Source organism: Frateuria sp. GZRR35 (genome assembly GCF_051900415.1).
GTDB lineage: Bacteria > Pseudomonadota > Gammaproteobacteria > Xanthomonadales > Rhodanobacteraceae > Frateuria_A.
In genome coordinates this window covers 56,998-81,258 of sequence record NZ_JBHZGL010000007.1, presented here as the reverse complement: position 1 = coordinate 81,258, position 24,261 = coordinate 56,998, and the positions used below count along the sequence as shown (strand labels likewise).

Here is a 24,261-nt window from a genome sequence, read left to right as displayed (position 1 = left end):
CGACTATCCCGCGAAAGGGGATTGTTCGAGGCTCCCCCACCAGGGCGGTGGCCGTCAGGCGCTGAGGCCGAGCAGCGTACCCAGTTCGCCCGGCGTGGCGGCAACGGCCGCGGCACCGGCCTGTTCCAGCTCCGCGCGGCTGCCGAAGCCCCACAGCACGCCGATGCCGCGCACGCGGTTGGCCACCGCGCCTTCGATGTCGAAATGGCGGTCGCCGATCATCACCGTCTCTGCCGCGTTCGCGCCGAAGTCGGCCATGGCGGCGGCGATCATGTCGGCCTTCTCGCTTTGCGCGCTGGACGGATCGGGTCCATACAGACGCAGGAAGGCGTGGCCGAACGGCAGTTGCGCCAGGATCGGCTCGGCATGCCGGTGCGGCTTGCCGGTGACGATGGCCAGCTGGTGACCTGCATCAAGCAGCCGGCCGATCAACAGTTCGATGCCCGGATAGACGCTGTGCTCGCGCCAGCCGTGCGTGTCGAAGCGCTCGTGGTAATGCTCGACCGCCGCCTCGACGCGCGCCGCGTCATGGCCCAGCAGCGGCGCGAAGCTGTGTCGCAGCGGTGGGCCGATCCAGCGGCGCAGTTCCTCCGTGCCCGGGATCGCCACGCGCAGGCGTTCCAGCGCGTGCTTCACGCACGCGGTGATGCCGTGCTCGGAATCGATCAGCGTGCCGTCGAGGTCGAAAAGGCAGAGCATCAGCCGTCCGCGCGTGCCTTGAGCGCGGACACCGCCGGCAGTTCCTTGCCTTCCAGGAACTCCAGGAAGGCGCCGCCGCCGGTGGAGATGTAGGACACCTTGTCGGCGATGCCGTACTTGTCCACCGCGGCCAGCGTGTCGCCACCACCGGCAATGGAGAACGCGCTGGAGTCGGCGATCGCATGCGCCAGCGTTTCGGTGCCCTTGCCGAAGGCGTCGAACTCGAACACGCCCACCGGGCCGTTCCACACCACCGTGCCGGCCTTGGCGATCAGCTCGGCATAGCGGCGCGCGGTCTCCGGGCCGATGTCCAGGATCATTTCACCGTCCTTGACCGCATCGACCGGCTTGACCGTAGCCGGCGCGTTGGCGGAGAACTCCGGCGCCACCACCACGTCGACCGGCAGCGGCACCTCGGCCCCGCGGCGCTTGGCATCGGCGATCACCTTCTTCGCCGCATCGATCAGGTCCGGCTCGTACAGCGAATTGCCCACGCCATAGCCGGCCGCTGCGATGAACGTGTTGGCGATGCCGCCGCCCACGATCAGCTGGTCGACCTTGCCGATGAGGTTGTCGAGCAGGGTAAGCTTGGTCGACACCTTGGAGCCGGCCACGATAGCCAGCAGCGGGTGCGCCGGCTGTTCCAGCGCCTTGCCGAGCGCGTTCAGCTCGGCCCAGAGCAGCGGGCCGGCGGCGACCTGCGGCGCGAAGCGGATCACGCCGTGGGTGGAAGCCTGCGCGCGATGCGCGGTGCCAAAGGCGTCCATGACGAACACGTCGCACAAGGCCGCGTACTTCTTCGAAAGCGCCTCATCATCCTTGCCTTCGCCGGCGTTCATGCGGCAGTTCTCCAGCACCACTACCTCGCCTTCGGCGACATCCACGCCGTCGAGGTAATCGGCGACCAGGCGCACCGGCGCGCCGAGCTTGTCGCCCAGCCAGCTGGCCACCGGGGCGAGCGAGGATTCGGCGTCGAACTGCCCTTCCTTCGGGCGACCCAGGTGCGAGAGCACCATCACCTTCGCGCCGGCGTCGCGCGCCGCCTTGATGGTCGGCAGGGCGGCATCCAGGCGCTGCGTCGAGGTGATGCGGCCCTCGTCGATCGGCACGTTCAGGTCTTCGCGGATCAACACGCGCTTGCCGCGCAACTCCAGATCGCTCATGCGGGTGATGGACACGGCGCCACTCCTCGGAAAGGGGATTGCAATTCAATCGGATGCGCCCGGGGAGGGCGCGAACCGCCTATTGTCCGGCGCGGGTTCCGATGATGCAACGCCGCAAGGCGGTGCGCCGCCTCAGACGCGCGTGCTGGCGTCCGCCCGGTTTATCCTGCCGGTCACTATCGGCAGGGAGAATCCCATGGCAGCGGAACTGTTGGCGTTGTACGGCTACTGGCGCTCCAGCGCGGTGTACCGCGTACGTATCGCGCTCAACCTCAAGGGGCTGCGCTACGAGACGCGCCCGGTGCACCTGCTGCGCGATGGCGGCGAGCAGCATGGCGACGCCTACCGCGCGCTCAACCCACAGCAGTTGATTCCCTGCCTGCGCGATGGCGAGCGGGTGATCACACAGTCGATGGCGATCATGGAGTACCTGGAAGAGACCGTCCCCGAACCGCCGCTGCTGCCGGCCGACGCGCGCAGCCGCGCTCGCGTGCGCGCGCTGGCGTTGGCGGTGGCCTGCGACATCCATCCGTTGGGCAACCTGCGTGTGCTGCAATACCTGGAGGGCGCGTTGGGCGCCGACGAGACGCAAAAACTGGCCTGGTCACGGCACTGGATCGAGGCCGGCTTCGAGGCGCTGGAGGCCATGCTGGCCAACAGCAGCGCCACTGGCCGCTACTGCCACGGCGACACGCCCGGCCTGGCGGATGCCTGCCTGGTACCCCAGGTGTACAACGCCATGCGCTGGCAGTTGCCGATGGATCGTTGGCCGACCATCGCGCGCATCCACGCCGCGTGCAACGAACTGGAAGCGTTCCAGCAGGCCATGCCCGAGCGCCAACCGGACGCGCCGTAGGGCTCAACTCACCAGCGATACCCGCGGTGCTCCCTCTCCCCTGCGGGGAGAGGGTCGGGGTGAGGGGCCGGGGCTCGCCGGGATGCCTTCGAGAGCGGTGTCTTGCCTGTCGTCTTGCGCGGCCTCTCCGCGACTGGGCTCGCCTGCGGCGGGCTTCCGATCGCCTGCTGGCGCTCGGGTCACTTTCTTTGCTGGCCCAAGAAAGTAACCAAAGAAATGGCCTGGCTAAGCCCGGTGAGGGATAAGAGCTAGGTGCCGCCTCGCCTTGGTGGGTTGGTCGCTTGCTCTTAGAGGAGCTGCCGCCGCTTTACCGCGGGCGCTCGGAAGCTGAGGCAAGAGGACTTGCGGGCTTGTGTGCGCGATCGCCGCACTTGGCTCCCTCTCCCCTCCGGGGAGAGGGTTGGGGTGAGGGGTCGGGGCTCGCGGGGAACCTCCTTGCCAGGCCTTGCTTGCTCCCAGCGCTTGCGCCAGCTGCGTCGTCGCGAGGTGGACCCCTCACCCGGCCCTCTCGGGGGAACCGGTCGTCTGTCCACGGGGGCAATCAAGCCACCAGCGTCCCTCGCAAGTTCGTCTTCCTGCCACGAAGCAGCTCGGCGGTCGCCACGTGCAATGCCGTTTGTCCGCGCCATGGATGGGAAAAGCCCCTCCTCACGCCGGCGCGCGCACCAGCAGGACATCGGTGGGAATGGCCGGAACGATCCGCCGCGAGGTCCCACCCACCAGCAAGTGGAACGCCAGCCCACGGCGGAAGGCGCTGATCACCACCAGGTCGGCCTCCTTTTCCACCACGTATTCGCGCAGCATCACTTCCGGATGGCCATGCTCGACCAGTGGCAGCACCTGCGCCCGGACCTCGGCCGCCAGCGGCGTGTCGGCGAGGAAGGACTGCATCGTCGCCATCTCCATCCGCGCCAGCTCCTCGCCGTGTCCCGCGTCGAGCCACAGCGACTTGTAGGGGATATCCAGCACGTGCATCAGCGCCAGCCGGGCGGTGGGAAACCAGTGGGCGGATGCAATCAGCCCGTGGCGCGACTCAGCGGTGAAGTCGGTGCCTACCAGCACGTGCGCATAAGCGCCGTGCGGGCGCTCGCGCACCACCAATAGCGAGGCGGGCGACTTGCGCAGAAGGTATTCGGTGACATGGCCGAGCGTGCCCTGAGCCGGCATTTCACCGGCGCCGAGCACGATCAAGTCGCAACGCTCGCGTGTGGCGGCATCCAGAAGGGTGGCAGCCGGATCGCCCTCGGTCACGTGCAGCAGCAAGCCGGGCACGTCGCCCCCGAGGTCGCGACGCAGCTGTCGCTCGGCCATCGCCGCGGTAGTCGGCGCATGTCGCCAGGAGGGTGCGGCCGTCGTGGGCCAGCTGCCCTCGTTGCCTGGAGCCAGCACGTGCACGACGTGCAGCGTGGCCTGCCACTGCCGCGCCAGTTGCACGGCGCGATCCAGCGCGCGATCGCAACGGCTGCTCAGATCGGTCGCCAGCAGGATCCGCTGTGGCGGCAACGCTGACGGGACGGGGTCGTTCATGCGCGCTCTCCCGGGCCGCGGCGTGGGCATGGCGGCCTGTCCCGACTATAGGAGCTTTCCGGTGCCGCGGGACGGCCTGTAGACTCACTCTGACGGCCTTCCACCAGCACCCGCGCGCCCCGTTTCCCCAACGGATGCGCCGCGGCTGTTCGCGCACTGCCGCGCCGGTGGACGCCTCCTCCACGAACGGTGGCCTGATGCCCTACGACACAGCCTCGCTCGCCATCCTCTGCCTGCCGTTCGCGGCGAGCCTGGTGGCGCCGTGGCTGCGCGGGCGGCAGGCGGCGACCGGGTTGATGCTGGTGACCGCGGCGGTCGGACTGGTGCTGTCGGCCGCGCTGCATCCGGCGCTGGCCGACGGCACGGCGCTGCGCCACGTCGTGCGCTGGGTGCCCTCGCTGGGGCTCGAACTGGTGCTGCGGGTGGACGGCTTTTCCTGGCTGTTCCTGATGCTGGTCTGCGGCATCGGCCTGCTGGTGGGCATGTACGCGCGCTACTACATGCCGCCGGAGGATCCGCTCACGCGCTTCTACGCGCAGCTTTTGGCCTTCATGGGCTCGATGCTGGGCGTGGTGATGTCCGGCAACGTGATCCAGCTGGTGTTTTTCTGGGAGCTCACCAGCCTGTTCTCGTTCCTGCTGATCGGCTACTGGAACCAGGGCGCCTCGGCGCGCGAGGGCGCGCGCATGGCGTTGATCGTCACCGCTGGCGGCGGCCTGTGCCTGTTCGCCGGGATGATGCTGCTGGGGCGCATCGCGGGAAGCTATGACCTGGACGCAATCCTCGCTGCCGGCGAGCGCGTGCGCGCCTCGGCGCTGTACACGCCGATGCTGGTGCTCGTGCTCCTGGGCGCGCTGACCAAGAGCGCGCAGTTCCCGTTCCACTTCTGGTTGCCGCAGGCGATGTCCGCGCCCACGCCGGTGTCTTCGTTCCTGCACTCGGCGACGATGGTCAAGGCCGGGGTGTTCCTGCTGCTGCGCTTCTGGCCGGTGCTCTCGGGCACCGACGCGTGGTTCTGGATCGTCGGCGGCGCCGGCCTGCTCAGCCTGTTGCTCGGCGCGGCGGCGGCGGTGTTCCAGCGCGACCTGAAAGCCGTGCTGGCCTACTCGACGATCAGCCATCTGGGGCTGATCACCATGCTGCTCGGCCTGGGCAGCGCGCTGGGCGCGGTCGCGGCGATCTTCCACATCGTCAACCACGCTACGTTCAAGGCCTCGCTGTTCATGGCCGCCGGCGCGGTCGACCACGAGGCCGGTACGCGCGACCTGCGTCGGCTCGGCGGCCTGCGCCACGCCATGCCGATCACCGCCACGCTGGCGGTGATCGCCGCGGCGGCGATGGCCGGCGTGCCGCTGCTCAACGGGTTCCTTTCCAAGGAGATGTTCTTCGCGGTAGCGGTGTCCACGCACCGCGGCCCGGTGGTGGACGTGCTGTCGGCCTCGATCGCGGTGCTGGCCAGCGCCTTTTCGGTGATCTATTCGCTGCGTTTCGTGGTCGGCGTGTTCTTCGGTCGGCCGCGCTCGGTGCTGCCGCGCCAGCCGCACGAGCCGCCGCGCTGGATGCGCCTGCCGATCGGCCTGCTGGCGCTGGCCTGCGTGCTGGTGGGCGTGCTGCCGGCACGGGTGATCGGGCCGTTCCTGCATGCGGCGGCGCGCGCGGTGCTGGGGGCGGACACGCCGGCGTTCGATCTCAAGGTGTGGCATGGGCTGAACGCGCCGCTGCTCATGAGCGCAGTGGCATTCGCCGCCGGTTGCGTGACCTACGCGGTGTTGCGACGCTGGTTCGCCGCGCGCGACACCGTGCCGCTGCTGGGGCGGCTGAGCGGGCGGCTGCTGTTTGAGCGCGCGCTGGCGTTGCTTACCTCGACTTTGCCGGGCGCGCTGGAGCGCACCTTCCCCGGGCGCCGGCTGCAGCCGCAACTGCTGTTGATCGTGCTGGCGGCGATGGTCGCCGCAGGGCTCGCGATGTGGGGCACGCCGCTGCGTTTCGGCCTGCGCGCCTCGGGCGTGGACCCGGCCTTCGCGCTGCTGTGGCTGCTCGGCGGCGCCTGCGCCGTGGGTGCGGCGTGGCAGGCCAAGTTCCACCGGCTGGCCGCGCTGCTGCTCACCGGCGGTGCCGGGCTGGTGTCGTGCGTGAGCTTTGTGTGGCTGTCGGCGCCGGACCTGGCCGCGACCCAGCTGCTGGTGGAGGTCGTCACCACCATCGTGATCCTGCTCGGGCTGCGCTGGCTGCCCAAGCGCATCGTGGGACTGTCGCCGGACACGCCGCGCGCGCGGCTGCGCCGGTACCGCGATGCGCTGGTCGCGGCCGCCGCAGGGCTGGGCCTGGCGGCGCTGGCCTACGCGGCGATGCGCCATCCGGTGGCCGACTCGATCTCGCATTTCTTCCTGGAGCGTGCCTACAGCGAAGGCGGCGGGCGCAACGTGGTCAACGTGATCCTGGTCGACTTCCGCGGTTTCGACACGCTGGGCGAGATCACCGTGCTCGCGATCGTGGCGCTCTCGGTCTTCGCGCTGCTGCGGCGCTTCCGCCCGGCCGCCGAGAGCGTGGACGCGCCCGCGCAGCAGCGCCTGCAGGCGGCCTGGGATGCGGCCGCCGGCGCGGATGCGCGGCCGGCGCTGGCCGATTACCTGCGTATCCCGGGGCTGATCATCCAGTTGATGGCGCCGGTGATCGTGCTGTTCGGCGTGCACCTGTTCCTGCGCGGGCACGATCTTCCCGGCGGTGGTTTTGCCGCGGGCATCACCGTGTCGGTGGCGTTGATCCTGCTGTACATGGCGCGTGGCGCTCGCTGGGTGGAGACGCGCCTGCGCGTGGCGCCGGTGCGCTGGATCGGCGCCGGCCTGCTGCTGGCGGTGGCCACAGGCTTGGGTTCGATGCTGCTGGGCTATCCCTTCCTCACCTCGCACTCGCGTCACCTGGTGTTGCCGCTGCTGGGCGAGCTGCCGCTGGCCTCGGCGATGCTGTTCGACCTGGGCGTGTTCGGCGTGGTGGTGGGCGCGACCTCGCTGATGCTGGTGGCGCTGGCGCACCAGTCGCTGCGTCGGCCGCGCGCACCCGCCGACGACGCCCGGGAGGACCGCTGATGGAACTGGTGCTGGCCCTGGCGATCGGCCTGCTGGCGGGCTGCGGCGTGTGGCTGCTGCTGCGCCCGCGCACCTTCCAGGTGATCATCGGGCTGACCCTGCTGTCCTACGCGGTCAACCTGTTCATTTTCTGCATCGGCGGGCTGCGTACCGGCGCCGATCCGGTGCTGCGCGACGGTGCCGATCTCTCGCGGTACACCGACCCGTTGCCACAGGCGCTGGTGCTCACCGCGATCGTGATCGGCTTCGCTACCACTGCGCTGTTCCTGGTGGTGCTGCTGGCCTCGCGCGGGCTGACCGGCAACGACCACGTCGACGGCAAGGACGGCACCCCGTGAGCGCGCACCTGCTGGTGTGGCCGATCGTGTTGCCGCTCGCGGTCGGCGCGCTGCAGTTGTTGCTGGGCGAGCGCCGGCGCGGTGCGGTGGCGACGCTGGGCACGGCCTCCTGCGTGGCGCTGGTGGGGCTGGCCGTGGCGCTGCTGTTGCAGGTGAGCGCAGGTGATGAGCCGGCCGCGGTCTACCGCATCGGCGACTGGCCGGCGCGTTTCGGCATCGTGCTGGTGGCGGACCGGCTGTCGGCGTTGATGCTGCTGCTCACCGCGGTGCTGGCGCTGGCGCTGCTGCCCTGCGCCCTGGGACGGCGGCGGCAGCCGGGCGGGCCGGTGCAGCCGCTGGTGCAGTTCCTGCTGATGGGGCTCAATGGCGCCTTCCTCACCGGCGACCTGTTCAACCTGTTCGTGTTCTTCGAGGTGCTGCTGGCCGCCTCCTACGGGTTGGCGCTGTATCGGCCGGGCGCGCGGCGGGTCAGCGCGGGCATGCACTACATCGTGGTCAACCTGCTCGCCTCGATGCTGTTCCTGGTCGGGGTGAGCCTGATCTTTGGTGTCACCGGCACGCTCAACATGGCGGCGCTGGCGCAGCTGGTGCCGCAGGTGCCGGACAACACGCGCGCGCTGCTGCACGCCGGCGCGGCGATCCTGGGCATCGCCTTTTTGGTCAAGGCGGCGATGTGGCCGCTGGGCTTCTGGCTGCCCCGCACCTATGCCGCCGCGCCGCCGGCGGTGGCGGCGATGTTCGCGGTGATGACGAAGGTGGGCGTGTACGTGCTGCTGCGGCTCAGCCTGCTGCTGTTCGGCGATGGCGCCGGCGCCGCCTCGGCGCACTTCGGCGCCGATTGGCTGCTGTGGGGCGGGGCGGCGACGGTGGCGGTTGGCGTGGTCGGCATGCTGGGCGCGCGCGAACTGGGCAAGCTCGCCGGCTACAACGTGCTGGTCTCCTCCGGCAGCCTGCTTGGCGCAGTCGGCCTGCAGCAGCCGGCGGTGACGGCCGGCGCGCTGGCCTACCTGGTCGTCTCGACGCTGGCGATCGCCGCGTTCTTCCTGCTCGCCGGGCTGATTGCGCCGCGCGAGGACGCCGAGGGCGCCTCGCTGCTGGAAGCCTACGACCCGACGGGCATGGCGCTCTACGCCGACGAGGACGAAAGCCAGGCCGGCCTGCCCGCGCCGGTGGCCTTGCTGGGTGCGTGCTTCCTGGTCTGCGCGCTGGTGCTGGCAGGGCTGCCGCCGCTGTCCGGCTTTCTGGCCAAGTTCGCGTTGCTGGCGCCGATGCTGGGAGGCGGGGTCGGCGCGGTGACCCTGTTCGCGCTGATCGTGGCCGCCGGCCTGTGTACGGTGATCGCGATGTGCCGCACCGGTATCCAGATCTTCTGGGCCGACGAGGGCTGGGTGTTCCCCGCCATCCGCGCGGGCGAGGCGGCCTCGGTGGTGATCCTGCTGGCGCTGTGCCTGGGCCTGACCGTGCTGGCCGAGCTCCCGCTGCGCTACCTGATGGACACGGCGGCCCAGTTGCATGCGCCGGCGCACTACATCCGCGCGGTGCTGCCTTGAACCGCTTCGTACCGCATCCGCTGATGGCCAGCTTCCTGCTGCTGGCCTGGCTGCTGCTTCAGCAGAGCCTGGCGCCGGGCACCGTGCTGGCGGGCCTGGTGATCGCGCTGGGCCTGGCGTGGGCGTTCGGCAAGCTGCGTGCGCCGTCCGCGCGGGTACGCAACGCGCACCTGATGGTGCGGTTGCTGCTGCGGGTGATCCGCGACATCGTGCGCTCCAACCTTGCGGTGGTGGGCATCGTGATGCGCCGGCGCGGCCGTGTCGTTTCCGGCTTCGTCGAGATTCCGCTGGAGCTTACCGATCCCTACGGCTTGGCGGCGCTGGCCTGCATCATCACCTCGACGCCGGGGACGATCTGGGTGGACCACGATTCGCGCCGCAACGTGCTGCTGATCCATGTGCTGGACCTGGTCGACGAGTCGGTCTGGATCGACACGATCAAGCGGCGCTACGAGCAACCGCTCAAGGAGATTTTCCAATGAGCCACGGCTTCCTCGCGATCGCCGTGGTCGTCGCCCAGCTCCTGCTGCTGCTGGCGATGGCCTGCGCGATCATCCGCATGGTGCGCGGGCCGCGCGCGCAGGATCGCGTGCTGGCGCTGGATGCGCTCTACGTCAACGCGATGCTGCTGTTGCTGTCGATCGGTATCCGCACCGGCAGCGTGCTCTACGTGGAGGCCGGGCTGATCATCGCGCTGCTGGGTTTCGCCGGTACGGTGGCGTTTTCGAAATTCCTGCTGCGCGGGGAGGTGATCGAATGAATCATCTCGATGGCCTGCCGCCGTGGGCGGCCGTACTGGTCGGCGTGCTGGTGTTGCTGGGCGCCAGCTTCACCTTCATAGGCTCGCTGGGGCTGCTGCGGCTGCGTGACTTCTACAAGCGCGTGCACGCGCCGACGCTCGGCAGCACGCTGGGCACCTTCTTCATGGTGGCCGCGTCGGTGGTCTGCTTCTCGATACTGCAGGGCCGGCCGGTGCTGCACGTGATCCTGATCGGCGTGTTCCTTACTCTGACCACACCGATCACACTGATGCTGCTGGTGCGTGCGGCGCTGTATCGGCACCGCGTCGAGGAGGGAAAGCAGATGCCGCCGCGGTAAAAGCCTTGCCTGGCTGCTCTGCTCGGGAAGAGGGCGGGAGCGGGCTCGCGAAGGTGCTTGTTCGTGCGAAGGCGCCCTGATCCCTCTCCCCTCCGGGGAGAGGGCTGGGGTGAGGGGCCGGGGCTCGCGACGCTGCTTGCCCGTGCGAAGGGTGGCTGAGATCGTCGCCTGCTTCGGGCGGGTATTTCACCGCCAGCGTGGCCCCCTCACCCCAACCCGCTCCCTGGAGGGGAGAGTGAGCAAAGAAAAAGGGCGCATTGCTGCGCCCTTTCTTGTCCACTTGGCCTGAAACCTCAGAACCCCAGGCCGTATGGATCATTGCCGACCAGTTCGGTGGACTCGGCGCCGCCACCTTCGGACAGGCGGATCTTCAGCGCCAGCCCGTCGCGCGAGTCGGCCTTGGCCAGCGCCTCTTCCAGCTCGATACGACCACTCTTGTAGAGCTTGTACAGCGACTGGTCGAACGTCTGCATGCCTTCCTGCAGGCTGCGGTCCATCGCCTCCTTGATCTCGTGGATCTGGCCGCGGCGGATCATGTCGCGGATCAGCGGCGTGTTGAGCAGCACTTCCACCGCCGGCACGCGACGGCCGTCCTTGCCGATCACCAGGCGCTGGCTGATCACCGCGCGCAGGTTGAGCGCCAGGTTCATCAGCACGTTCTTGTGCGCCGATTCGGGGAAGAAGTTGAGGATGCGCTCGAGCGTCTGGTCGGCGTTGTTCGAGTGCAGCGTGGCCAGGCACAGGTGGCCGGTCTCGGAGAAGGCGACCGCCGCCTCCATCGTGTCGGTGTCGCGGATCTCGCCGATCATGATCACGTCCGGCGCCTCACGCATCGCGTTCTTCAGCGCCTCGTGGTAGCTGTGCGTGTCCAGCCCGACCTCGCGCTGGTTGATGATCGACTTCTTGTGCCGGTGCAGGTACTCGATCGGGTCCTCGATGGTGAGGATGTGGCCCGGCGAGTTGGAATTGCGGTGGTCGAGCATCGCCGCCAGCGTGGTCGACTTGCCCGAGCCGGTCGCGCCCACCACCAGGATCAGCCCGCGCTGCTCCATGATCAGGTCGCGGAAGATGGTCGGCAACTGGAGCTGGTCGATCGAGGGGATCTCGCTCTTGATCGCGCGGATCACCATGCCCACTTCGCCGCGCTGCTTGAACACGTTGATGCGGAAGCGGCCCGCTTCCTTCACCGCCAGCGCCATGTTCAGTTCCAGGTCGCGCTCGAACTGCGGCACCTGGCCCTCGTCCATCAGCGAGTAGGCGATCTTCTTGACCATGCCGCCGGGCAGGCCGGTGTTGCCAAGCGGGTAGAGCTTGCCCTCGACCTTGATGTTCACCGGGGCGCCGGTGGTCAGGAACATGTCCGACGCGCCCTTGTCTACCATCAGCTTGAGGAAGTAACCGATATCCACGAAGGACCCCTAAAAGTAATCGCGCCGCCGTTTGGCGCGTTGCAAAGCGAGATTATGCCTGCCCACAATACGCGGCGACACTGCGCGAGGACTGAGTGATGGTGCACATCTTTTCCCGGCCGCCCGGGCGCTTGAAGCGTATCGGCAGGGCGACGGGGGGCTTGACTCTGGGGCTGGCCATGCTGGCACTGGCCGGCTGCGCTACCGTGCCCCCGCCGGACGCGTCGATGAACCAGGCCCAGGCGCTGCTGCAGTCCGCGCGCGACGCCGGTGCGGCCGATTACGACCCGGTCGACCTCGGGTTCGCCCAGGCCAAGTTCCAGCAGGCGCAGACCGCCATGGCGGCCCGCAAGTACGCCGACGCCGCCAATCTGGCCGAGGAGGCCCGCGCCGACGCCGAACTGGCCCGCACCCGCGCCCAGCTGGGCAGCGCGAGGGCGCAGATCCAGGCCAAGGTCGAGGAGAACACCCGCCTGCGCGAGCAGACCGAGGCCCATGCTCAGCGGGCCCCGGCGCCCGCCCCGGCTTCCGCCAGCAGCTCGCCCGAGACCCTGCAGGACATGCCGGCCCCGTCGGCCTCGGTGCTGTCCGCGCCGCTGCCGCAGGACGGCGGCTTCCAGCCGATGCCCGCGCCTTCGACGAGCACCCAGACGAACGACGGAGGCCAGCGATGAAGCGCCTTGCCACCACCGCGTTGATCGGCCTGATGACGCTGGCCGGCCCGGCCCTGGCGCGTCAGGACGACATGGACGTGAACCGGCTCACTTCCAGCCTCAACCAGCTGGCCAGCGACCCTACCCTGGGCACCTACGCCCAGGCCGAGCAGGCGCTGGCGCATGCGGCGATCGACCGCCTGGAACAGGCCAGCCGCAGTGAACGCCCGCACGCGCTGTACCTGGCCGAACGCCGGGTCGATCTGGCCAAGGCGGCCGCGCAGCTGCAGGACGCCCGCGAAAAGCTCGACCAGCTCGACCGCGAGCATGCCCAGATCCTGCTGGAGGCCAGCCGCCGCGAGGCGGAAGCCGCCCGCATGGAGCTGGAGCGCCAGCGCATGCAGTACCAGATGGCTCAGGAAGAGGCCGCCCGCCTGCAGCAGCAGGGCATGGAGGCCTCGCAGGCCGCCGAGCAGGCGCGTGCGGAGGCCGAGCGGGCCAAGAAGCTGGCCGCCGCGCAGAGCCGCGTCGCCCGTGCCGCCCGCCGCGAGGCCGAAGCGGCCGCCCAGGCCGCGCGTGCCATGCGCTCGCAGATGCAGGGGGATGAATCCTCCGCGCCTGCGCCCGAAAAGCCCTCGCCGAAGAAGAGCTCCAGCAAGGGCACGAAGGGCCACTGAGCTTGGCCCTGTAGGAGCGCCCTTGGGCGCGACCGCCATCCCGGTCGCGCCCAAGGGCGCTCCTACAGGTGATGCCGCAACAGCCGAGCTCAACCGCACAAACCGCATCCCCCCGCGGGTTCCCGCGGTGGCTTGCGCGCCCCGGGGGGCGAGAGTAGGGTCAGGGCTGCCACGGCACACCCGTTCCATGGCTCACTGACCTGAAACATGCGCCCATTCCCCCCGCACTGTTGGTCCCTGTGTCGCTCCATGCGTACGGGGCGTGGGTGCGCGCGCTTCATCCGCCCGCGGGCGTGCCGATCACGCGCCCGCTCATCTCGCGAGGAGGTCGGATCATGTTCGAAAACCAGCAGCGTGACGATGTCGAAGCCTTGATGAAAGCCGACGCCGAATTCCGTCGGCTTTTCCAGCACCACCGCGAACTCAAAAGCAAGGTGCACGATGCCGAGATCGGCGTGCTTCCCATCGACGATGTCACCTTGGCCGGCATGAAGAAAGAAAAACTCCACGCCAAGGAACGCCTGCAACGCATGTGGGATGCGCGAGTCCCGCAGATCCACTGAAATCCTCCGTTTTCCTGGCGGCCCCGGCCCTTCTTCGCGAAGCGCCGGGGCCGCGTGTTTCTGGTCTTCGAAAACCGCAGGAGCGCCTGCGGCGCGCGACCGCCATGCCGGCGGCGCCCAGGGTGTCGCCTACAGCTTGCCCGGGCCGCTCGGTTATCATTCCGGGCTTGTCCAGCGCCTGCGGGCGCCGCCTTTTCGACGGAGTCGCCATGACGGTCAACCAAAGCGTGCTCGAGCTGATCGGGAACACCCCGATGGTGAAAGCCCAGCGGCTCGATACGGGGCTGTGCGAGTTGTTCCTGAAGCTCGAGAGCGCCAACCCAGGTGGATCGATCAAGGATCGCATCGGCCTGTCGATGATCGAAGGTGCGGAAAAGGCCGGCAGGATCAAGCCGGGCGCCACGCTGGTCGAGGGTACTGCCGGCAACACCGGCCTTGGCCTGGCGCTGGTCGCGCAGGCCAAGGGCTACCGATTGATCCTGGTGGTGCCGGACAAGATGAGCCGCGAGAAGATCTTCAACCTCAAGGCCATGGGCGCCGAGGTGGTGCTGACCCGCTCGGACGTCGCCAAGGGTCACCCGGAGTACTACCAGGACATGGCCGAGCGGATCGCCCGCGAAACACCTGGCGCCTACTTCATCAACCAGTTCGGCAACCCGGACAACCCGCGCGCGCACATCGAGGCGACCGGCCCGGAAATCCTCGCGCAGATGGATGGCCGGGTCGATGCGGTGGTGGTCGGATGCGGCTCCTCCGGCACCATGACCGGCCTGTCGCAGTACTTCGCCGAGCATTCGCCGGACACCGAAATCGTGCTGGCCGACCCGGTCGGCTCGATCCTTGCCCAGTACATCAACGAGGGCACGCTCTCGGACAAGTCCGCCAGCTGGATGGTCGAGGGCATCGGCGAGGATTTCCTGCCGACCATCAGCGACTTCTCGCGGGTGAAGAAGGCGTACGCCATTTCCGACCGCGAAAGCTTCCTCACCGCCCGCGAACTGCTGGCGAAGGAAGGCATCCTGGGCGGCTCGTCCACCGGCACGCTGGTCGCTGCCGCGCTCAAATACTGCCGTGAGCAGGGTACGCCCAGGCGCGTGGTGACGCTGGTCTGCGACACCGGCAACAAGTACCTGTCTAAGATGTACAACGACTACTGGATGCTGGATAACGGCTTCATCGAGCGGCAACAGCACGGCGACCTGCGCGACCTGCTGCTGCGTCCGTTCGCGCAGCGCGACACGGTGGTGGTCGGGCCGAACGAGCTGCTGATGACTGCCTACACCCGCATGAAGCTCTACGACGTTTCGCAGCTGCCGGTGATGGACGGCGAGAAGCTGGTCGGCATCCTGGACGAATCCGACGTGCTGATGCACGTGCACGCCAACGAAGTGCGCTTCCGCGATGCGGTCTCTACCGCGATGATCAGCTCGCTCACCAAGCTCGACGTGCATTCTCCGATCGAAGCGCTGCTGCCGGTGTTCGAGCGCGGGCACGTGGCGATCGTGGTCGACGGCGAGCAGTTCCTGGGCCTGATCACCCGCATCGACCTGTTGAACTACCTGCGGCGCAAGGTGCACTAAGCGCTGTCACGACGTCATCTTCGCGAAACCGTAACTACGCTGCGCCCTCGCCCCGAAGGAAGCCAGATCCCATGTGTGGAATCGTTGCCGCCACTGCCCAGCGCGATGTCGCACCGCTGCTGATCGCCGGCCTCAAGGCGCTCGAATACCGCGGGTACGACTCCGCCGGCCTGGCCGTGCTCGATGGCGGCGACATCCGCCGCGTGCGAGCCAAGGGCAAGGTGCGCGAGATGGAGGCACTGTACCTGGCGGCCCCGCTGCGTGGTGGCACCGGAATTGCGCACACGCGCTGGGCCACTCACGGCGTGCCCAACGAGGCCAACGCCCATCCGCACGTGGTCGGCCGCGTGGCGCTGGTGCACAACGGCATCATCGAGAACTACGCCGAGCTGCGCGCCGAGCTGCAAGCGCGTGGCCATGTGTTCACCTCCGAAACCGACACCGAGGTGATGGCCGCGCTGATCGAGGAGCGCATCGCCGGCGGCATGGCGCTGCGCGATGCGGTGCTTGCCACCGTGCGTTCGCTGGAGGGCGCCTACGCCATCGCGGTGATCAGCGCCGACCAGCCCGGGCACGTGGTCGGCGCCCGCCGGGGCGCGCCGCTGCTGGTCGGCATCGGCATCGGTGAAAACTTCCTGGGCTCAGACGCGCAGGCGCTGATCCAGGTGACCAACCGCATGGTCTACCTGGACGAGAACGACGTGGTCGAGATCACCCGCGACCGCGTGCAGGTGTATGGCCTGGACGGCACGCCGGTCGAGCGCGCGGTGCATCAGAGCGAACTGTCCACCGACGCCGTCGAGCGTGGCGACTACCGCCACTACATGCAGAAGGAAATCCACGAGCAGCCGCGCGCCGTCAACGACACGCTGGAGGCGCGCATCGGCCCACACGGCGTGTTGCCGAACATCTTCGGCGTCGGCGGCGACGAGTTGCTGGCGAAGGTCAAGGGCATCCACATCATCGCCTGCGGCACCAGCTACCACGCTGGCCTGGTCGCCAAGTACTGGATCGAGGAGCACGCTCGCCTGCCGGTCAACGTCGAGGTGGCCAGCGAATACCGCTACCGCGACACGGTGGTGCCGGCCGATACCCTGTTCGTAGCCATCTCGCAGTCCGGCGAAACCGCCGACACGCTGGCCGCGATGCGCGAATCGCGCCATCGCGGCTACCTGGCCACGCTGGCGATCTGCAACGTGCCCGAGTCCTCGGTGGTGCGCGAGGCCGACCTCAAGCTGATGACCCGGGCCGGTCCGGAGATCGGCGTGGCCTCGACCAAGGCCTTCACCACCCAACTCGCCGCGCTGGCGCTGCTGTGCCTGAAGCTCGCCGAGCAACGCGGGCTGGACAAGGCGCGCTACGCCGACCTGTGTGTGCAGCTCGCGCACCTGCCGCGTGCGATCGAGGAGGCGCTGAAGCTCGAGCCGCAGATCGTCGACCTGGCCGCGCTGTTCGTGCCGCTGGAGCACGCGCTGTTCCTCGGCCGCGGTGCGCAGTTCCCGGTCGCGTTGGAAGGCTCGCTCAAGCTCAAGGAAATCTCCTACATCCACGCCGAAGCCTATCCCGCTGGCGAGCTCAAGCACGGTCCGCTGGCGCTGGTCGACGAGGCGATGCCGGTGGTTGCCGTGGCGCCCAACGGTCCGCTGCTGGACAAGCTCAAGTCCAACCTGCAGGAAGTGCGCGCCCGTGGCGGCCGGCTGATCGTATTCGCCGATGGCGACGCGCCGATGGATGCGGGCAATGCCAACGGCACCACCCTGCGCATCGACGGCGGCGGCGACTTCATCGCACCGGCGGTGTTCACCGTACCGCTGCAGCTGCTCGCCTACCACGTCGCCGTACTGCGCGGTACCGATGTCGACCAGCCGCGCAACCTGGCCAAATCGGTGACCGTCGAATAGCAGGGCGCTACAACTCCTGAGCGACATCTATTTGGAGTTGCGTGGTTGAGGTACTTACTGGGATCTCTGCACTAGCGCGTGTCTCGTGCAGAGTCTTTTCCTAAGGAAAGGCCTGGTCGATCAGTTCTGGCGATCGCTTAAAGCCGCTTTGGGCTCAGACGCGACCGTAGACGTCGTCCAGGCGCACGATGTCGTCTTCGCCCAAATAACTGCCTGATTGCACTTCGATGAGTTCCAAGGGCACCTTCCCGGGATTGGAGAGCCGATGCACGCTACCGAGAGGAATGAATGTACTTTGGTTTTCCCCAAGCAAGAATGTCTTGTTGTCGCAGGTAACCTCGGCGGTGCCGGAAACCACGATCCAGTGTTCCGCTCGGTGGTGGTGTTTTTGCAGACTCAAGGCGGCTCCAGGTTTGACGATGATGCGCTTGACCTGAAACCGGTCGGCTGCTTCCAACGAATCGTAGCTGCCCCAGGGGCGATGCACTACCCGGTGAAGCGAGTGTTCACTTCTGTCTGAACGCTTGAGTTCGTCGACGAGCAATTTCACGCTCTGAGCTGCATCCCGGTGGGCCACCAAAGTGGCGTCCGGCGTGGTTACCACGACCAAGTCGTCTACCCCGACGGTGGCGACGAGATGGCGACTATGGGAACGCAGTAGACAGCGGTGCGTATCGACCGCAAGGGTGTCTCCCTCACGAAGATTGTCTTCGGTATCGCGTTCACCCGCGAGCCATAATGCCGACCAGGATCCGATGTCACTCCAGCCGCAGTCGAGTGGAACCAACGCGGCGCGATCAGTTTTCTCCATGACAGCGTAGTCTATGGAGCCGTCAGGCACACGGGCGAATGCCTCGGCGCCGACCCGCACAAAGTCCAGGTCGCGATGAGCCTCGGCGTGTGCGGCACACACGGTAGCGAGCATCTCAGGGGCGAGGATTGCCAATTCTTCCAGGTAGCGTTTGGCGCGGAAGAGGAATATGCCCGAATTCCATTCATGGTCGTTACCCGCAATGTAGCGTTTAGCAGTCTCAAGATCGGGCTTCTCGACGAACCGATCCACGCGGAACCCGCCCGCGTCGAGCGCCTCCGCACGGCGAATGTAGCCATACCCGGTTTCGGGCCGATCAGGACGGACACCAAAGGTGACCAGCCAGCCCGCATGAGCTAGAGGTAAGGCGGTGCGTACCGCTTGCTCAAATGGCGCCGCTTCTGCGATCAGATGATCGGCCGGTAGAACCAGCAGGATGGCCTCAGGGTCGCGTTCCATGGCCGACAGAGCGCCGAGTGCGATGGCCGGGGCGGTGTTGCGCGCGAGTGGCTCGAGCAGGATGGTGGCCTCGTCGATACCCGCCTCGCGAAGTTGCTCGGCGGCCAGGAAGCGATGGTCGTCTGCGGCCACCACGATGGGAGGCGCTAGGTTCGGTAGACCAGACGTACGCGACAAGGTTTTCTGGAATAGCGTTTCGTCCCCTGTAAGGGGGAGAAATTGCTTGGGTAAATTTCTGCGCGAGACTGGCCATAGCCGGGTTCCACTACCACCGCTCAGAATAAGGGGGATCAACATCTTTCTCTGGTCCTTGGTGCCTTCTCTCAGGCAGGTTGCGTTGATTGACGATACAATTCATGACTTCGCACAGGCCTTCTCTCCAATGGGGGAGGGCCATGTCTACCTGCCGCTCGAAGTCACTGTTGTCGAGCACCGACCAAAGCGGTCGCCGCGCCACAAAGGGGTATTCGGCGGTGGCGATCGGAACTACTCGGGGCGGGCGGCCAAGCAATCCACGCCGGTAGGCTTCATCGAGGATAGCGTTGGCGAAACCGTGCCAGCTGGTGTGGCCGCTGGCGACGACGTGATGAGTGCCGTGCAATCGGACGCGGGCGTCGGGCTGAGCAAACCAGCGGTCGAGCAGGGCCAGGCTGGCACGCACGATCAGCGCGGTAGAGGTGGGCGCACCTTCCTGGTCGGCCACCACGCGCAACTCCTCGCGCTCGGTGCTCAACCGCAATATGGTGCGCAGGAAATTCTGGCCGTGCGCTGCATAGACCCACGCGGTGCGCAGGATCATATGTTCCGCGCCGCTGCTGCGCAGCGCTTCCTCGCCCGCGAGCTTGCTTCGCCCGTAAGCGCTCAACGGAACGGGGTGCGCATCGACGGGATACGGTGCCGTTGCATCGCCATCGAACACGTAGTCGGTCGAGTAGTGCAGCACCAGCGCGCCATGCGCGACAGCCCAGGCCCCCAGCTCGCCGACCGCCCGGCCGTTGACGCGGGTGGCCAGAGCTTCTTCCTGTTCAGCGCGATCGACATGGGTGTAGGCCGAAGCGTTGACGATCACGCCAGGCCGCACGCGATCGAGCACTGTGGTGAACCCTGGTGCAGCCAGGTCCGCTACTTCCGCACTCTCACCGTTCCAGAGGGTGCCATCGCGTGTGGCCACAACCAGTTCCCCGCGCGCCGCCAAGCCTGCGTCCTGCACGAAGCTCCGACCCAGCTGGCCGTTAGCTCCCAGTAGCAGGATCTTCATGGTGCGTAGCCTGGCAGGTGGTTGCCCAGGACCTCCTTCAGGAAAGGTGCGCGACTGTCCTTGTCTGATAGCACCGGGGCGCTGATCGGCCAATCGATACCGATGTCCGCATCATTCCATCGAATGGCGGCGTCGTGTTCGCGCTGGTACTGCGCGGTGCACTGATAGGTGAACGTGGCGAACTCGGACAGCACACAGAAGCCGTGGGCAAATCCCTCGGGGATCCAGAAATGGCGGTGGTTGTCGGCCGTGAGCATGACGCCCGCCCAATGACCGAAGGTGGGCGAGCCTCGGCGGATGTCCACGGCTACGTCGTAGACCTCGCCCTCAAGGACGCTCACCAGCTTGCCCTGCGGATTCGGCCATTGGTAATGCAGGCCACGCAGCACTCCGCGTGACGAGTGCGAGACATTCGACTGTACGAAAGTGCTGTCAATGCCAGCCTCGCGGTACTTGGCCTGGCTGTAGCTTTCATAGAAAAAGCCGCGGGCGTCCCCGAACACAAGCGGCTCGATGATTAGGGCGCCGGGCAGACGGGTCTGCACTACCTTCATCGCACTAACCTCTGCTCGGGCAAACGTTCCAGGTATTGCCCATAGCCGGTCTTGGCAAGCGGCTCGGCTAGGCGCAGCAACTGCGCGGCATCGATCCAGCCCTTGAGGTAGGCAATCTCCTCGGGGCAGCACACCTTCAGGCCTTGGCGGTGCTCGATGGTCTGGATGAAGTTGCCCGCCTCCATGAGCGACTGGTGCGTGCCGGTGTCCAGCCAGGCATAACCACGACCTAGCTGTTCCAAATGCAGCTCACCCTCGTCGAGGTAGCAACGGTTCAGGTCGGTGATCTCCAGCTCTCCGCGCGCCGAGGGCTTAAGCTCGGAGGCGAAGTCGCAGGCGCGTTTGTCGTAGAAGTACAGGCCCGTGACGGCGTAGTTCGATTTCGGCGTGTCTGGCTTCTCTTCCAGCCCGATCACGTGGCCGCTGGCGTCGAACTCCGCCACGCCATACCGCTCGGGATCGCGTACCCAGTAGCCGAATACAGTGGCTCCATGCTCACGCGAAGCCGCGCGCTGCAGTCGCTCGGTGAGGCCCACGCCATAGAAGATATTGTCGCCCAGGACCAGGCAGCTTGGCGCGCCAGCAAGGAACTCGCGGCCGATCAGAAACGCTTGTGCCAGACCGTCCGGCGAAGGTTGTACGGCGTAGCGGATATCCATACCCCACTGCGACCCATCACCTAGGAGCCGTTCGAACAGCGCCTGCTCATGCGGCGTGTTGATCACCAACACCTCGCGTATGCCCGCCAGCATCAGGATCGCCAGCGGGTAGTAGATCATTGGTTTGTCATACACCGGCAGCAGTTGCTTGCTGATCCCCTGGGTGAGCGGATACAGGCGCGTGCCGGAACCGCCGGCCAGGATGATGCCCTTGCGTCCGCTCATGCTCGAGTCCTCACGATCCCAGCCGTTCCATGCGGTAGCTGCCATCCAGCACCCGCTGCACCCAAAGCTGGTTGGCAAGGTACCAGTCCACGGTATGTGCCATTCCGCTCTCGAAAGTTTGCCTAGGCACCCAGCCGAGCTCGCGTTTAAGCTTGCCCGCGTCGATCGCATAGCGGCGGTCGTGGCCGGGTCGATCCCTGACGAAACTGATCAGCGATTCGCGTGGGCGGCCGTTCGCGAGCTGCCGGCGAGCATCCAGCAGGGCGCAGATGGTCTTGACCACCATGAGGTTCTCGCGCTCGGCGTTGCCGCCTACGTTGTATGTCTCACCCACGCGACCCGCCTCAAGCACGCGGCGAATCGCGCTGCAGTGATCGCTCACGTGCACCCAATCACGGACGTTCAGGCCGTCGCCGTAAACTGGCACTTGCTCACCGGCCAATGCCTTCTGGATCACCAGCGGGATAAGCTTCTCCGGAAATTGATAGGGCCCGTAGTTGTTCGAGCAGTTGGTGGTGAGTGTGGGCAGGCCGTAAGTATGGTGGAAGGCGCGCACCAAGTGATCAGACGCCGCCTTAGACGCCGAATAGGGCGAGTTGGGCGCGTAAGGCGTGGTCTCGGTAAACTGGCCCTCGGTGCCGAGCGAGCCATACACCTCGTCGGTGGACACGTGCAGGAACCGGAACGCCTCGCGCGCCTGACTGTCCAGGTCGTACCAGTAGTCGCGGGCGCACTCGAGCAACCCGAGGGTCCCGACGACGTTGGTCTCGATGAAAGCGGCCGGGCCATCGATTGAGCGATCCACGTGCGATTCGGCGGCGAAGTTGACGATCGCCTGAGGGCGGTGCTCGGCAAGCAGCCCCGCCACCAGCGCGCGGTTGCCGATGTCGCCATGCGCAAACAGGTGTCGGTCGCTTGCCTGGAGCGAAGCCAAAGTATCGAGATTGCCGGCGTAGGTGAGCTTGTCCAGGTTGACCACGCGCAGGCCGTCGGCCACCGCCTGCAACACGAAATTCGCGCCTATGAAGCCAGCACCACCGGTGACGAGGAGTGTTTCCATCTACAGGCCTTTTTTTCGAGCACCGTATTGTGCCATCGGTATGAGGTGTTCCGCCGATCGCTGCGATGGCCAGCCTGAATTAAGGCAAAAGCCGGCCAGACGGTTAAGATGGCGCCTTCAGCACGACCGACGGCTGCCGCACGACGAACCTATGACAAAGAACACGCATCTGCCCCTCGCTCTTGGGACCCGGGCGATCCACGCCGGCCAATTCCCGGATCCAAGCACCGGCGCGATCATGACGCCGATTTATGCCACCTCGACCTACGTGCAGGAGAGCCCAGGCAAGCACAAGGGTTACGAGTACTCGCGCACGCAGAACCCCACCCGGATGGCCTATGAGCGCTGCGTAGCCGACCTTGAAGGTGGCGTTGCCGCCTTTGCTTTTGCTTCCGGTCTGGCTGCAGCGGCAACGGTGCTGGATCTGCTCGACTCCGGCAGCCACGTGATCGCCATGGACGACCTGTATGGCGGCAGCTACCGGTTGTTCGAACGGGTTCGTCGGCGGTCGGCGGGGCTGAATTTCGATTTCGTCGATCTCAACGACGCTCGGGCGTTGAAGACTGCCCTCAAGCCCAACACCCGTATGATTTGGGCTGAGACGCCTACCAACCCAATGCTCAAGCTGGTCGATCTGGCCAAGGTTGCAGCTTTCGCGAAGAAGCACGATTTGATCTTGGTGGTGGACAACACGTTTTGCTCGCCGATGGTGCAGCGACCACTGGAATTTGGCGCCGACTTGGTCCTGCACTCCGCGACCAAGTACCTCAATGGTCACTCAGACATGGTCGGTGGCATCGTGGTCGCCGGCAACGAAGGGTTGGCCGAAAAGATGGCCTTCTTGCAGAACTCGGTCGGAGCGATCGCCGGACCGTTCGACGCCTTCCTCGCCATGCGCGGCCTGAAAACGCTGCACCTGCGCATGGATGCCCATTGCCAGAACGCCATGGAGCTGGCGAAGGTGCTCGACCGTCATCCGGGTATCGAGCGCGTCGTCTACCCCGGGTTGAAAAGCCACCCGCAGCATGCGCTGGCCCGTCGCCAGATGCATGGCTTTGGTGGAATCGTGACGATCCAGGTCAAGGGAGGGCTCAAGAAGGCCAGACGCGTGCTTGAGCGATGCAAGATCTTTGCGTTAGCCGAATCCCTTGGAGGAGTCGAGAGCCTTATCGAGCATCCGGCGATCATGACCCATGCGTCGATACCTTTGGGCAGGCGAGAACAGCTGGGCATCGTCGGTGGGCTGGTGCGCTTGAGCGTGGGAGTGGAATCGCTCGATGATCTCGTCGCGGACATTCTGCACGCACTGGATTGAGCGTGTTGATGCAGTGCACCTGGATAGCGGAAGGACAGACGTCGTGGCGAACCATTTTGGCCTTATTTACCAACTGACGAAACGGGAGGTCGTTGGTCGCTACAAGGGGTCGATGTTAGGCATCCTGTGGTCGTTCATCAATCCGTTACTGATGCTTCTTGTCTACACCATGTTTTTTTCAGTGATCCTGAAAATAAGATGGGGAATAGAAAACGAGAGCAAGGCTGACTTCGCCATACTCCTGTTCGTTGGGCTAGTGATGTATGGCTTTATCGCCGAGTGCATCAATCGAGCGCCGGGGTTGATCACGGGCAACGTGAACTATGTCAAGAAAGTAGTATTCCCCATCGAGATCCTGCCGGTCGTTTCTTGCGGGTCAGCGTTGTTCCATTGGGCAATCAGCATGATCGTGCTTATGGCCGCGCTGGTCGTTCTTGGCAACGGAGTGCCTCTGACGGCGATCTGGATCGTCCCAATCATGACTCCCTTGGTGCTTTATGGCTTGGGCCTGGGATGGATACTGGCCTCGATCGGAGTATTTGTGCGCGATGTAAATCAGGTCGTGGGCGTTTTTTCCCAGGTGCTTCTTTTTCTGTCACCTGTTTTCTTTTCGGTATCGAAGATACCTGACGCCTATCGGCATGTGTTCCAGATCAACCCCCTGACGGGCATCATCGAGCAGGCGCGTACTGTGCTCGTCTTTGGACGAGCGCCCGACTGGGCCGGCCTCGTGCTCCAAATGCTATTGGCCTTGCTCGTCTGCGTAGTGGGCTATGCCTGGTTCAGGCTTAGCCGACATGGTTTTGCCGACGTACTCTGA

The 24,261-nt window shown here is 66.4% G+C and carries 23 protein-coding genes; 14 read left to right on the top strand and 9 right to left on the bottom strand.

Going from position 1 to position 24,261, the window contains the following annotated elements; all coding sequences use genetic code 11:
* Positions 1-54: 54 nt before the first annotated feature.
* Together ACFWZ3_RS10135 and ACFWZ3_RS10130 are read right to left on the bottom strand one after the other, a co-directional pair.
* The gene (locus ACFWZ3_RS10135; RefSeq protein WP_439707614.1) at positions 55-699 is read right to left on the bottom strand and encodes an HAD hydrolase-like protein; all 645 of its coding nucleotides are present in this window, start codon (positions 697-699) and stop codon (positions 55-57) included.
* On the bottom strand, positions 699-1,877 hold the full coding sequence (locus ACFWZ3_RS10130; protein ID WP_439707613.1) for a phosphoglycerate kinase: 1,179 nt from the start codon (positions 1,875-1,877) through the stop codon (positions 699-701). Before ACFWZ3_RS10130 ends, ACFWZ3_RS10135 begins: the two co-directional genes overlap by 1 nt.
* 181 nt (positions 1,878-2,058) lie before the next feature.
* Here ACFWZ3_RS10130 and maiA point away from each other — a divergent pair, with 181 nt between their 5' ends.
* Positions 2,059-2,718, top strand: a complete 660-nt coding sequence (gene maiA, locus ACFWZ3_RS10125) for a maleylacetoacetate isomerase (protein WP_439707612.1) — start codon at positions 2,059-2,061, stop codon at positions 2,716-2,718.
* Positions 2,719-3,366: 648 nt separating this feature from the next.
* On the opposite strand, the gene ACFWZ3_RS10120 is transcribed toward maiA, so the two are convergent.
* Complete coding sequence (locus ACFWZ3_RS10120; protein ID WP_439707611.1) at positions 3,367-4,245, bottom strand: universal stress protein; 879 nt, start codon at positions 4,243-4,245, stop codon at positions 3,367-3,369.
* 197 nt (positions 4,246-4,442) lie between these two features.
* On the opposite strand from ACFWZ3_RS10120, the gene ACFWZ3_RS10115 reads away from it, so the two are divergent.
* From ACFWZ3_RS10115 to mnhG, 6 genes are read left to right on the top strand one after another with little or no spacing between them, the layout of a single operon-like run.
* Positions 4,443-7,331: a monovalent cation/H+ antiporter subunit A gene (locus ACFWZ3_RS10115; protein WP_439707610.1), complete on the top strand. Its 2,889-nt coding sequence runs from the start codon at positions 4,443-4,445 to the stop codon at positions 7,329-7,331.
* Positions 7,331-7,669, top strand: a complete 339-nt coding sequence (locus tag ACFWZ3_RS10110) for a Na+/H+ antiporter subunit C (protein ID WP_439707609.1) — start codon at positions 7,331-7,333, stop codon at positions 7,667-7,669. Before ACFWZ3_RS10115 ends, ACFWZ3_RS10110 begins: the two co-directional genes overlap by 1 nt.
* Entirely contained in the window at positions 7,666-9,219 is a 1,554-nt protein-coding gene (locus tag ACFWZ3_RS10105; RefSeq protein ID WP_439707608.1) for a monovalent cation/H+ antiporter subunit D, read from the top strand. The genes ACFWZ3_RS10110 and ACFWZ3_RS10105 overlap by 4 nt, the downstream gene beginning before the upstream one ends.
* The gene (locus ACFWZ3_RS10100; RefSeq protein ID WP_439707607.1) at positions 9,216-9,701 is read left to right on the top strand and encodes a Na+/H+ antiporter subunit E; all 486 of its coding nucleotides are present in this window, start codon (positions 9,216-9,218) and stop codon (positions 9,699-9,701) included. The genes ACFWZ3_RS10105 and ACFWZ3_RS10100 overlap by 4 nt, the downstream gene beginning before the upstream one ends.
* The gene (locus tag ACFWZ3_RS10095; RefSeq protein WP_209622171.1) at positions 9,698-9,979 is read left to right on the top strand and encodes a K+/H+ antiporter subunit F; all 282 of its coding nucleotides are present in this window, start codon (positions 9,698-9,700) and stop codon (positions 9,977-9,979) included. The genes ACFWZ3_RS10100 and ACFWZ3_RS10095 overlap by 4 nt, the downstream gene beginning before the upstream one ends.
* Complete coding sequence (gene mnhG, locus ACFWZ3_RS10090; RefSeq protein ID WP_439707606.1) at positions 9,976-10,317, top strand: monovalent cation/H(+) antiporter subunit G; 342 nt, start codon at positions 9,976-9,978, stop codon at positions 10,315-10,317. The genes ACFWZ3_RS10095 and mnhG overlap by 4 nt, the downstream gene beginning before the upstream one ends.
* 293 nt (positions 10,318-10,610) lie before the next feature.
* Here mnhG and ACFWZ3_RS10085 read toward each other — a convergent pair whose 3' ends face one another.
* Entirely contained in the window at positions 10,611-11,726 is a 1,116-nt protein-coding gene (locus ACFWZ3_RS10085) for a PilT/PilU family type 4a pilus ATPase (protein ID WP_342451989.1), read from the bottom strand.
* 161 nt (positions 11,727-11,887) lie between these two features.
* Between ACFWZ3_RS10085 and ACFWZ3_RS10080 the strand changes: the two genes are divergently transcribed.
* The 5 genes from ACFWZ3_RS10080 to glmS all read left to right on the top strand — a co-directional run bounded on the left by ACFWZ3_RS10080 (position 11,888) and on the right by glmS (position 17,100).
* Positions 11,888-12,400 (top strand): DUF4398 domain-containing protein, encoded by a 513-nt coding sequence (locus ACFWZ3_RS10080; RefSeq protein ID WP_439707605.1) that lies wholly within the window; start codon positions 11,888-11,890, stop codon positions 12,398-12,400.
* Positions 12,397-13,056, top strand: a complete 660-nt coding sequence (locus tag ACFWZ3_RS10075; RefSeq protein ID WP_439707604.1) for a hypothetical protein — start codon at positions 12,397-12,399, stop codon at positions 13,054-13,056. The genes ACFWZ3_RS10080 and ACFWZ3_RS10075 overlap by 4 nt, the downstream gene beginning before the upstream one ends.
* Positions 13,057-13,391: 335 nt before the next feature.
* Entirely contained in the window at positions 13,392-13,619 is a 228-nt protein-coding gene (locus tag ACFWZ3_RS10070; RefSeq protein WP_209622183.1) for a YdcH family protein, read from the top strand.
* Positions 13,620-13,828: 209 nt separating this feature from the next.
* A complete protein-coding gene (locus ACFWZ3_RS10065; protein ID WP_439707603.1) occupies positions 13,829-15,199 on the top strand; it encodes a pyridoxal-phosphate dependent enzyme in 1,371 nt (456 codons plus the stop codon).
* A 71-nt stretch (positions 15,200-15,270) separates the two neighbouring features.
* Positions 15,271-17,100 carry a glutamine--fructose-6-phosphate transaminase (isomerizing) gene (gene glmS / locus ACFWZ3_RS10060; RefSeq protein WP_439707602.1) on the top strand — a complete coding sequence of 610 codons (1,830 nt, stop codon included), beginning with the start codon at positions 15,271-15,273 and terminating at the stop codon, positions 17,098-17,100.
* 154 nt (positions 17,101-17,254) lie between these two features.
* On the opposite strand, the gene ACFWZ3_RS10055 is transcribed toward glmS, so the two are convergent.
* The 5 genes from ACFWZ3_RS10055 to rfbB are packed head-to-tail and all read right to left on the bottom strand — an operon-like array spanning position 17,255 to position 22,126.
* A complete protein-coding gene (locus tag ACFWZ3_RS10055; protein ID WP_439707601.1) occupies positions 17,255-18,667 on the bottom strand; it encodes a mannose-1-phosphate guanylyltransferase/mannose-6-phosphate isomerase in 1,413 nt (470 codons plus the stop codon).
* A complete protein-coding gene (rfbD, locus tag ACFWZ3_RS10050; RefSeq protein ID WP_439707600.1) occupies positions 18,636-19,628 on the bottom strand; it encodes a dTDP-4-dehydrorhamnose reductase in 993 nt (330 codons plus the stop codon). The genes ACFWZ3_RS10055 and rfbD overlap by 32 nt, the downstream gene beginning before the upstream one ends.
* On the bottom strand, positions 19,625-20,182 hold the full coding sequence (gene rfbC / locus ACFWZ3_RS10045; protein ID WP_439707599.1) for a dTDP-4-dehydrorhamnose 3,5-epimerase: 558 nt from the start codon (positions 20,180-20,182) through the stop codon (positions 19,625-19,627). Before rfbC ends, rfbD begins: the two co-directional genes overlap by 4 nt.
* Positions 20,179-21,066, bottom strand: coding sequence for a glucose-1-phosphate thymidylyltransferase RfbA (gene rfbA, locus ACFWZ3_RS10040; protein WP_439707598.1), 888 nt, complete (start codon positions 21,064-21,066; stop codon positions 20,179-20,181). Before rfbA ends, rfbC begins: the two co-directional genes overlap by 4 nt.
* A gap of 10 nt (positions 21,067-21,076) precedes the next feature.
* Positions 21,077-22,126 (bottom strand): dTDP-glucose 4,6-dehydratase, encoded by a 1,050-nt coding sequence (gene rfbB, locus ACFWZ3_RS10035; protein ID WP_439707597.1) that lies wholly within the window; start codon positions 22,124-22,126, stop codon positions 21,077-21,079.
* Between the two features lie 151 nt (positions 22,127-22,277).
* On the opposite strand from rfbB, the gene ACFWZ3_RS10030 reads away from it, so the two are divergent.
* The gene (locus tag ACFWZ3_RS10030) at positions 22,278-23,441 is read left to right on the top strand and encodes a trans-sulfuration enzyme family protein (protein WP_439707596.1); all 1,164 of its coding nucleotides are present in this window, start codon (positions 22,278-22,280) and stop codon (positions 23,439-23,441) included.
* A gap of 43 nt (positions 23,442-23,484) precedes the next feature.
* Positions 23,485-24,261: an ABC transporter permease gene (locus ACFWZ3_RS10025; RefSeq protein WP_439707595.1), complete on the top strand. Its 777-nt coding sequence runs from the start codon at positions 23,485-23,487 to the stop codon at positions 24,259-24,261.

Bases quoted from the DNA above. Each gene is read 5' to 3' on its own strand.
- glmS (WP_439707602.1), top strand. From the start codon at position 15,271: ATGTGTGGAATCGTTGCCGCCACTGCCCAGCGCGATGTCGCACCGCTG.
- ACFWZ3_RS10135 (WP_439707614.1), bottom strand. From the start codon at position 699: ATGCTCTGCCTTTTCGACCTCGACGGCACGCTGATCGATTCCGAGCAC.
- ACFWZ3_RS10065 (WP_439707603.1), top strand. From the start codon at position 13,829: ATGACGGTCAACCAAAGCGTGCTCGAGCTGATCGGGAACACCCCGATG.
- ACFWZ3_RS10095 (WP_209622171.1), top strand. From the start codon at position 9,698: ATGAGCCACGGCTTCCTCGCGATCGCCGTGGTCGTCGCCCAGCTCCTG.
- rfbC (WP_439707599.1), bottom strand. From the start codon at position 20,182: ATGAAGGTAGTGCAGACCCGTCTGCCCGGCGCCCTAATCATCGAGCCG.
- ACFWZ3_RS10075 (WP_439707604.1), top strand. From the start codon at position 12,397: ATGAAGCGCCTTGCCACCACCGCGTTGATCGGCCTGATGACGCTGGCC.
- ACFWZ3_RS10070 (WP_209622183.1), top strand. From the start codon at position 13,392: ATGTTCGAAAACCAGCAGCGTGACGATGTCGAAGCCTTGATGAAAGCC.
- ACFWZ3_RS10110 (WP_439707609.1), top strand. From the start codon at position 7,331: ATGGAACTGGTGCTGGCCCTGGCGATCGGCCTGCTGGCGGGCTGCGGC.
- rfbD (WP_439707600.1), bottom strand. From the start codon at position 19,628: ATGAAGATCCTGCTACTGGGAGCTAACGGCCAGCTGGGTCGGAGCTTC.
- ACFWZ3_RS10120 (WP_439707611.1), bottom strand. From the start codon at position 4,245: ATGAACGACCCCGTCCCGTCAGCGTTGCCGCCACAGCGGATCCTGCTG.
- ACFWZ3_RS10030 (WP_439707596.1), top strand. From the start codon at position 22,278: ATGACAAAGAACACGCATCTGCCCCTCGCTCTTGGGACCCGGGCGATC.
- rfbB (WP_439707597.1), bottom strand. From the start codon at position 22,126: ATGGAAACACTCCTCGTCACCGGTGGTGCTGGCTTCATAGGCGCGAAT.
- rfbA (WP_439707598.1), bottom strand. From the start codon at position 21,066: ATGAGCGGACGCAAGGGCATCATCCTGGCCGGCGGTTCCGGCACGCGC.
- maiA (WP_439707612.1), top strand. From the start codon at position 2,059: ATGGCAGCGGAACTGTTGGCGTTGTACGGCTACTGGCGCTCCAGCGCG.
- ACFWZ3_RS10055 (WP_439707601.1), bottom strand. From the start codon at position 18,667: ATGTTGATCCCCCTTATTCTGAGCGGTGGTAGTGGAACCCGGCTATGG.
- ACFWZ3_RS10115 (WP_439707610.1), top strand. From the start codon at position 4,443: ATGCCCTACGACACAGCCTCGCTCGCCATCCTCTGCCTGCCGTTCGCG.
- mnhG (WP_439707606.1), top strand. From the start codon at position 9,976: ATGAATCATCTCGATGGCCTGCCGCCGTGGGCGGCCGTACTGGTCGGC.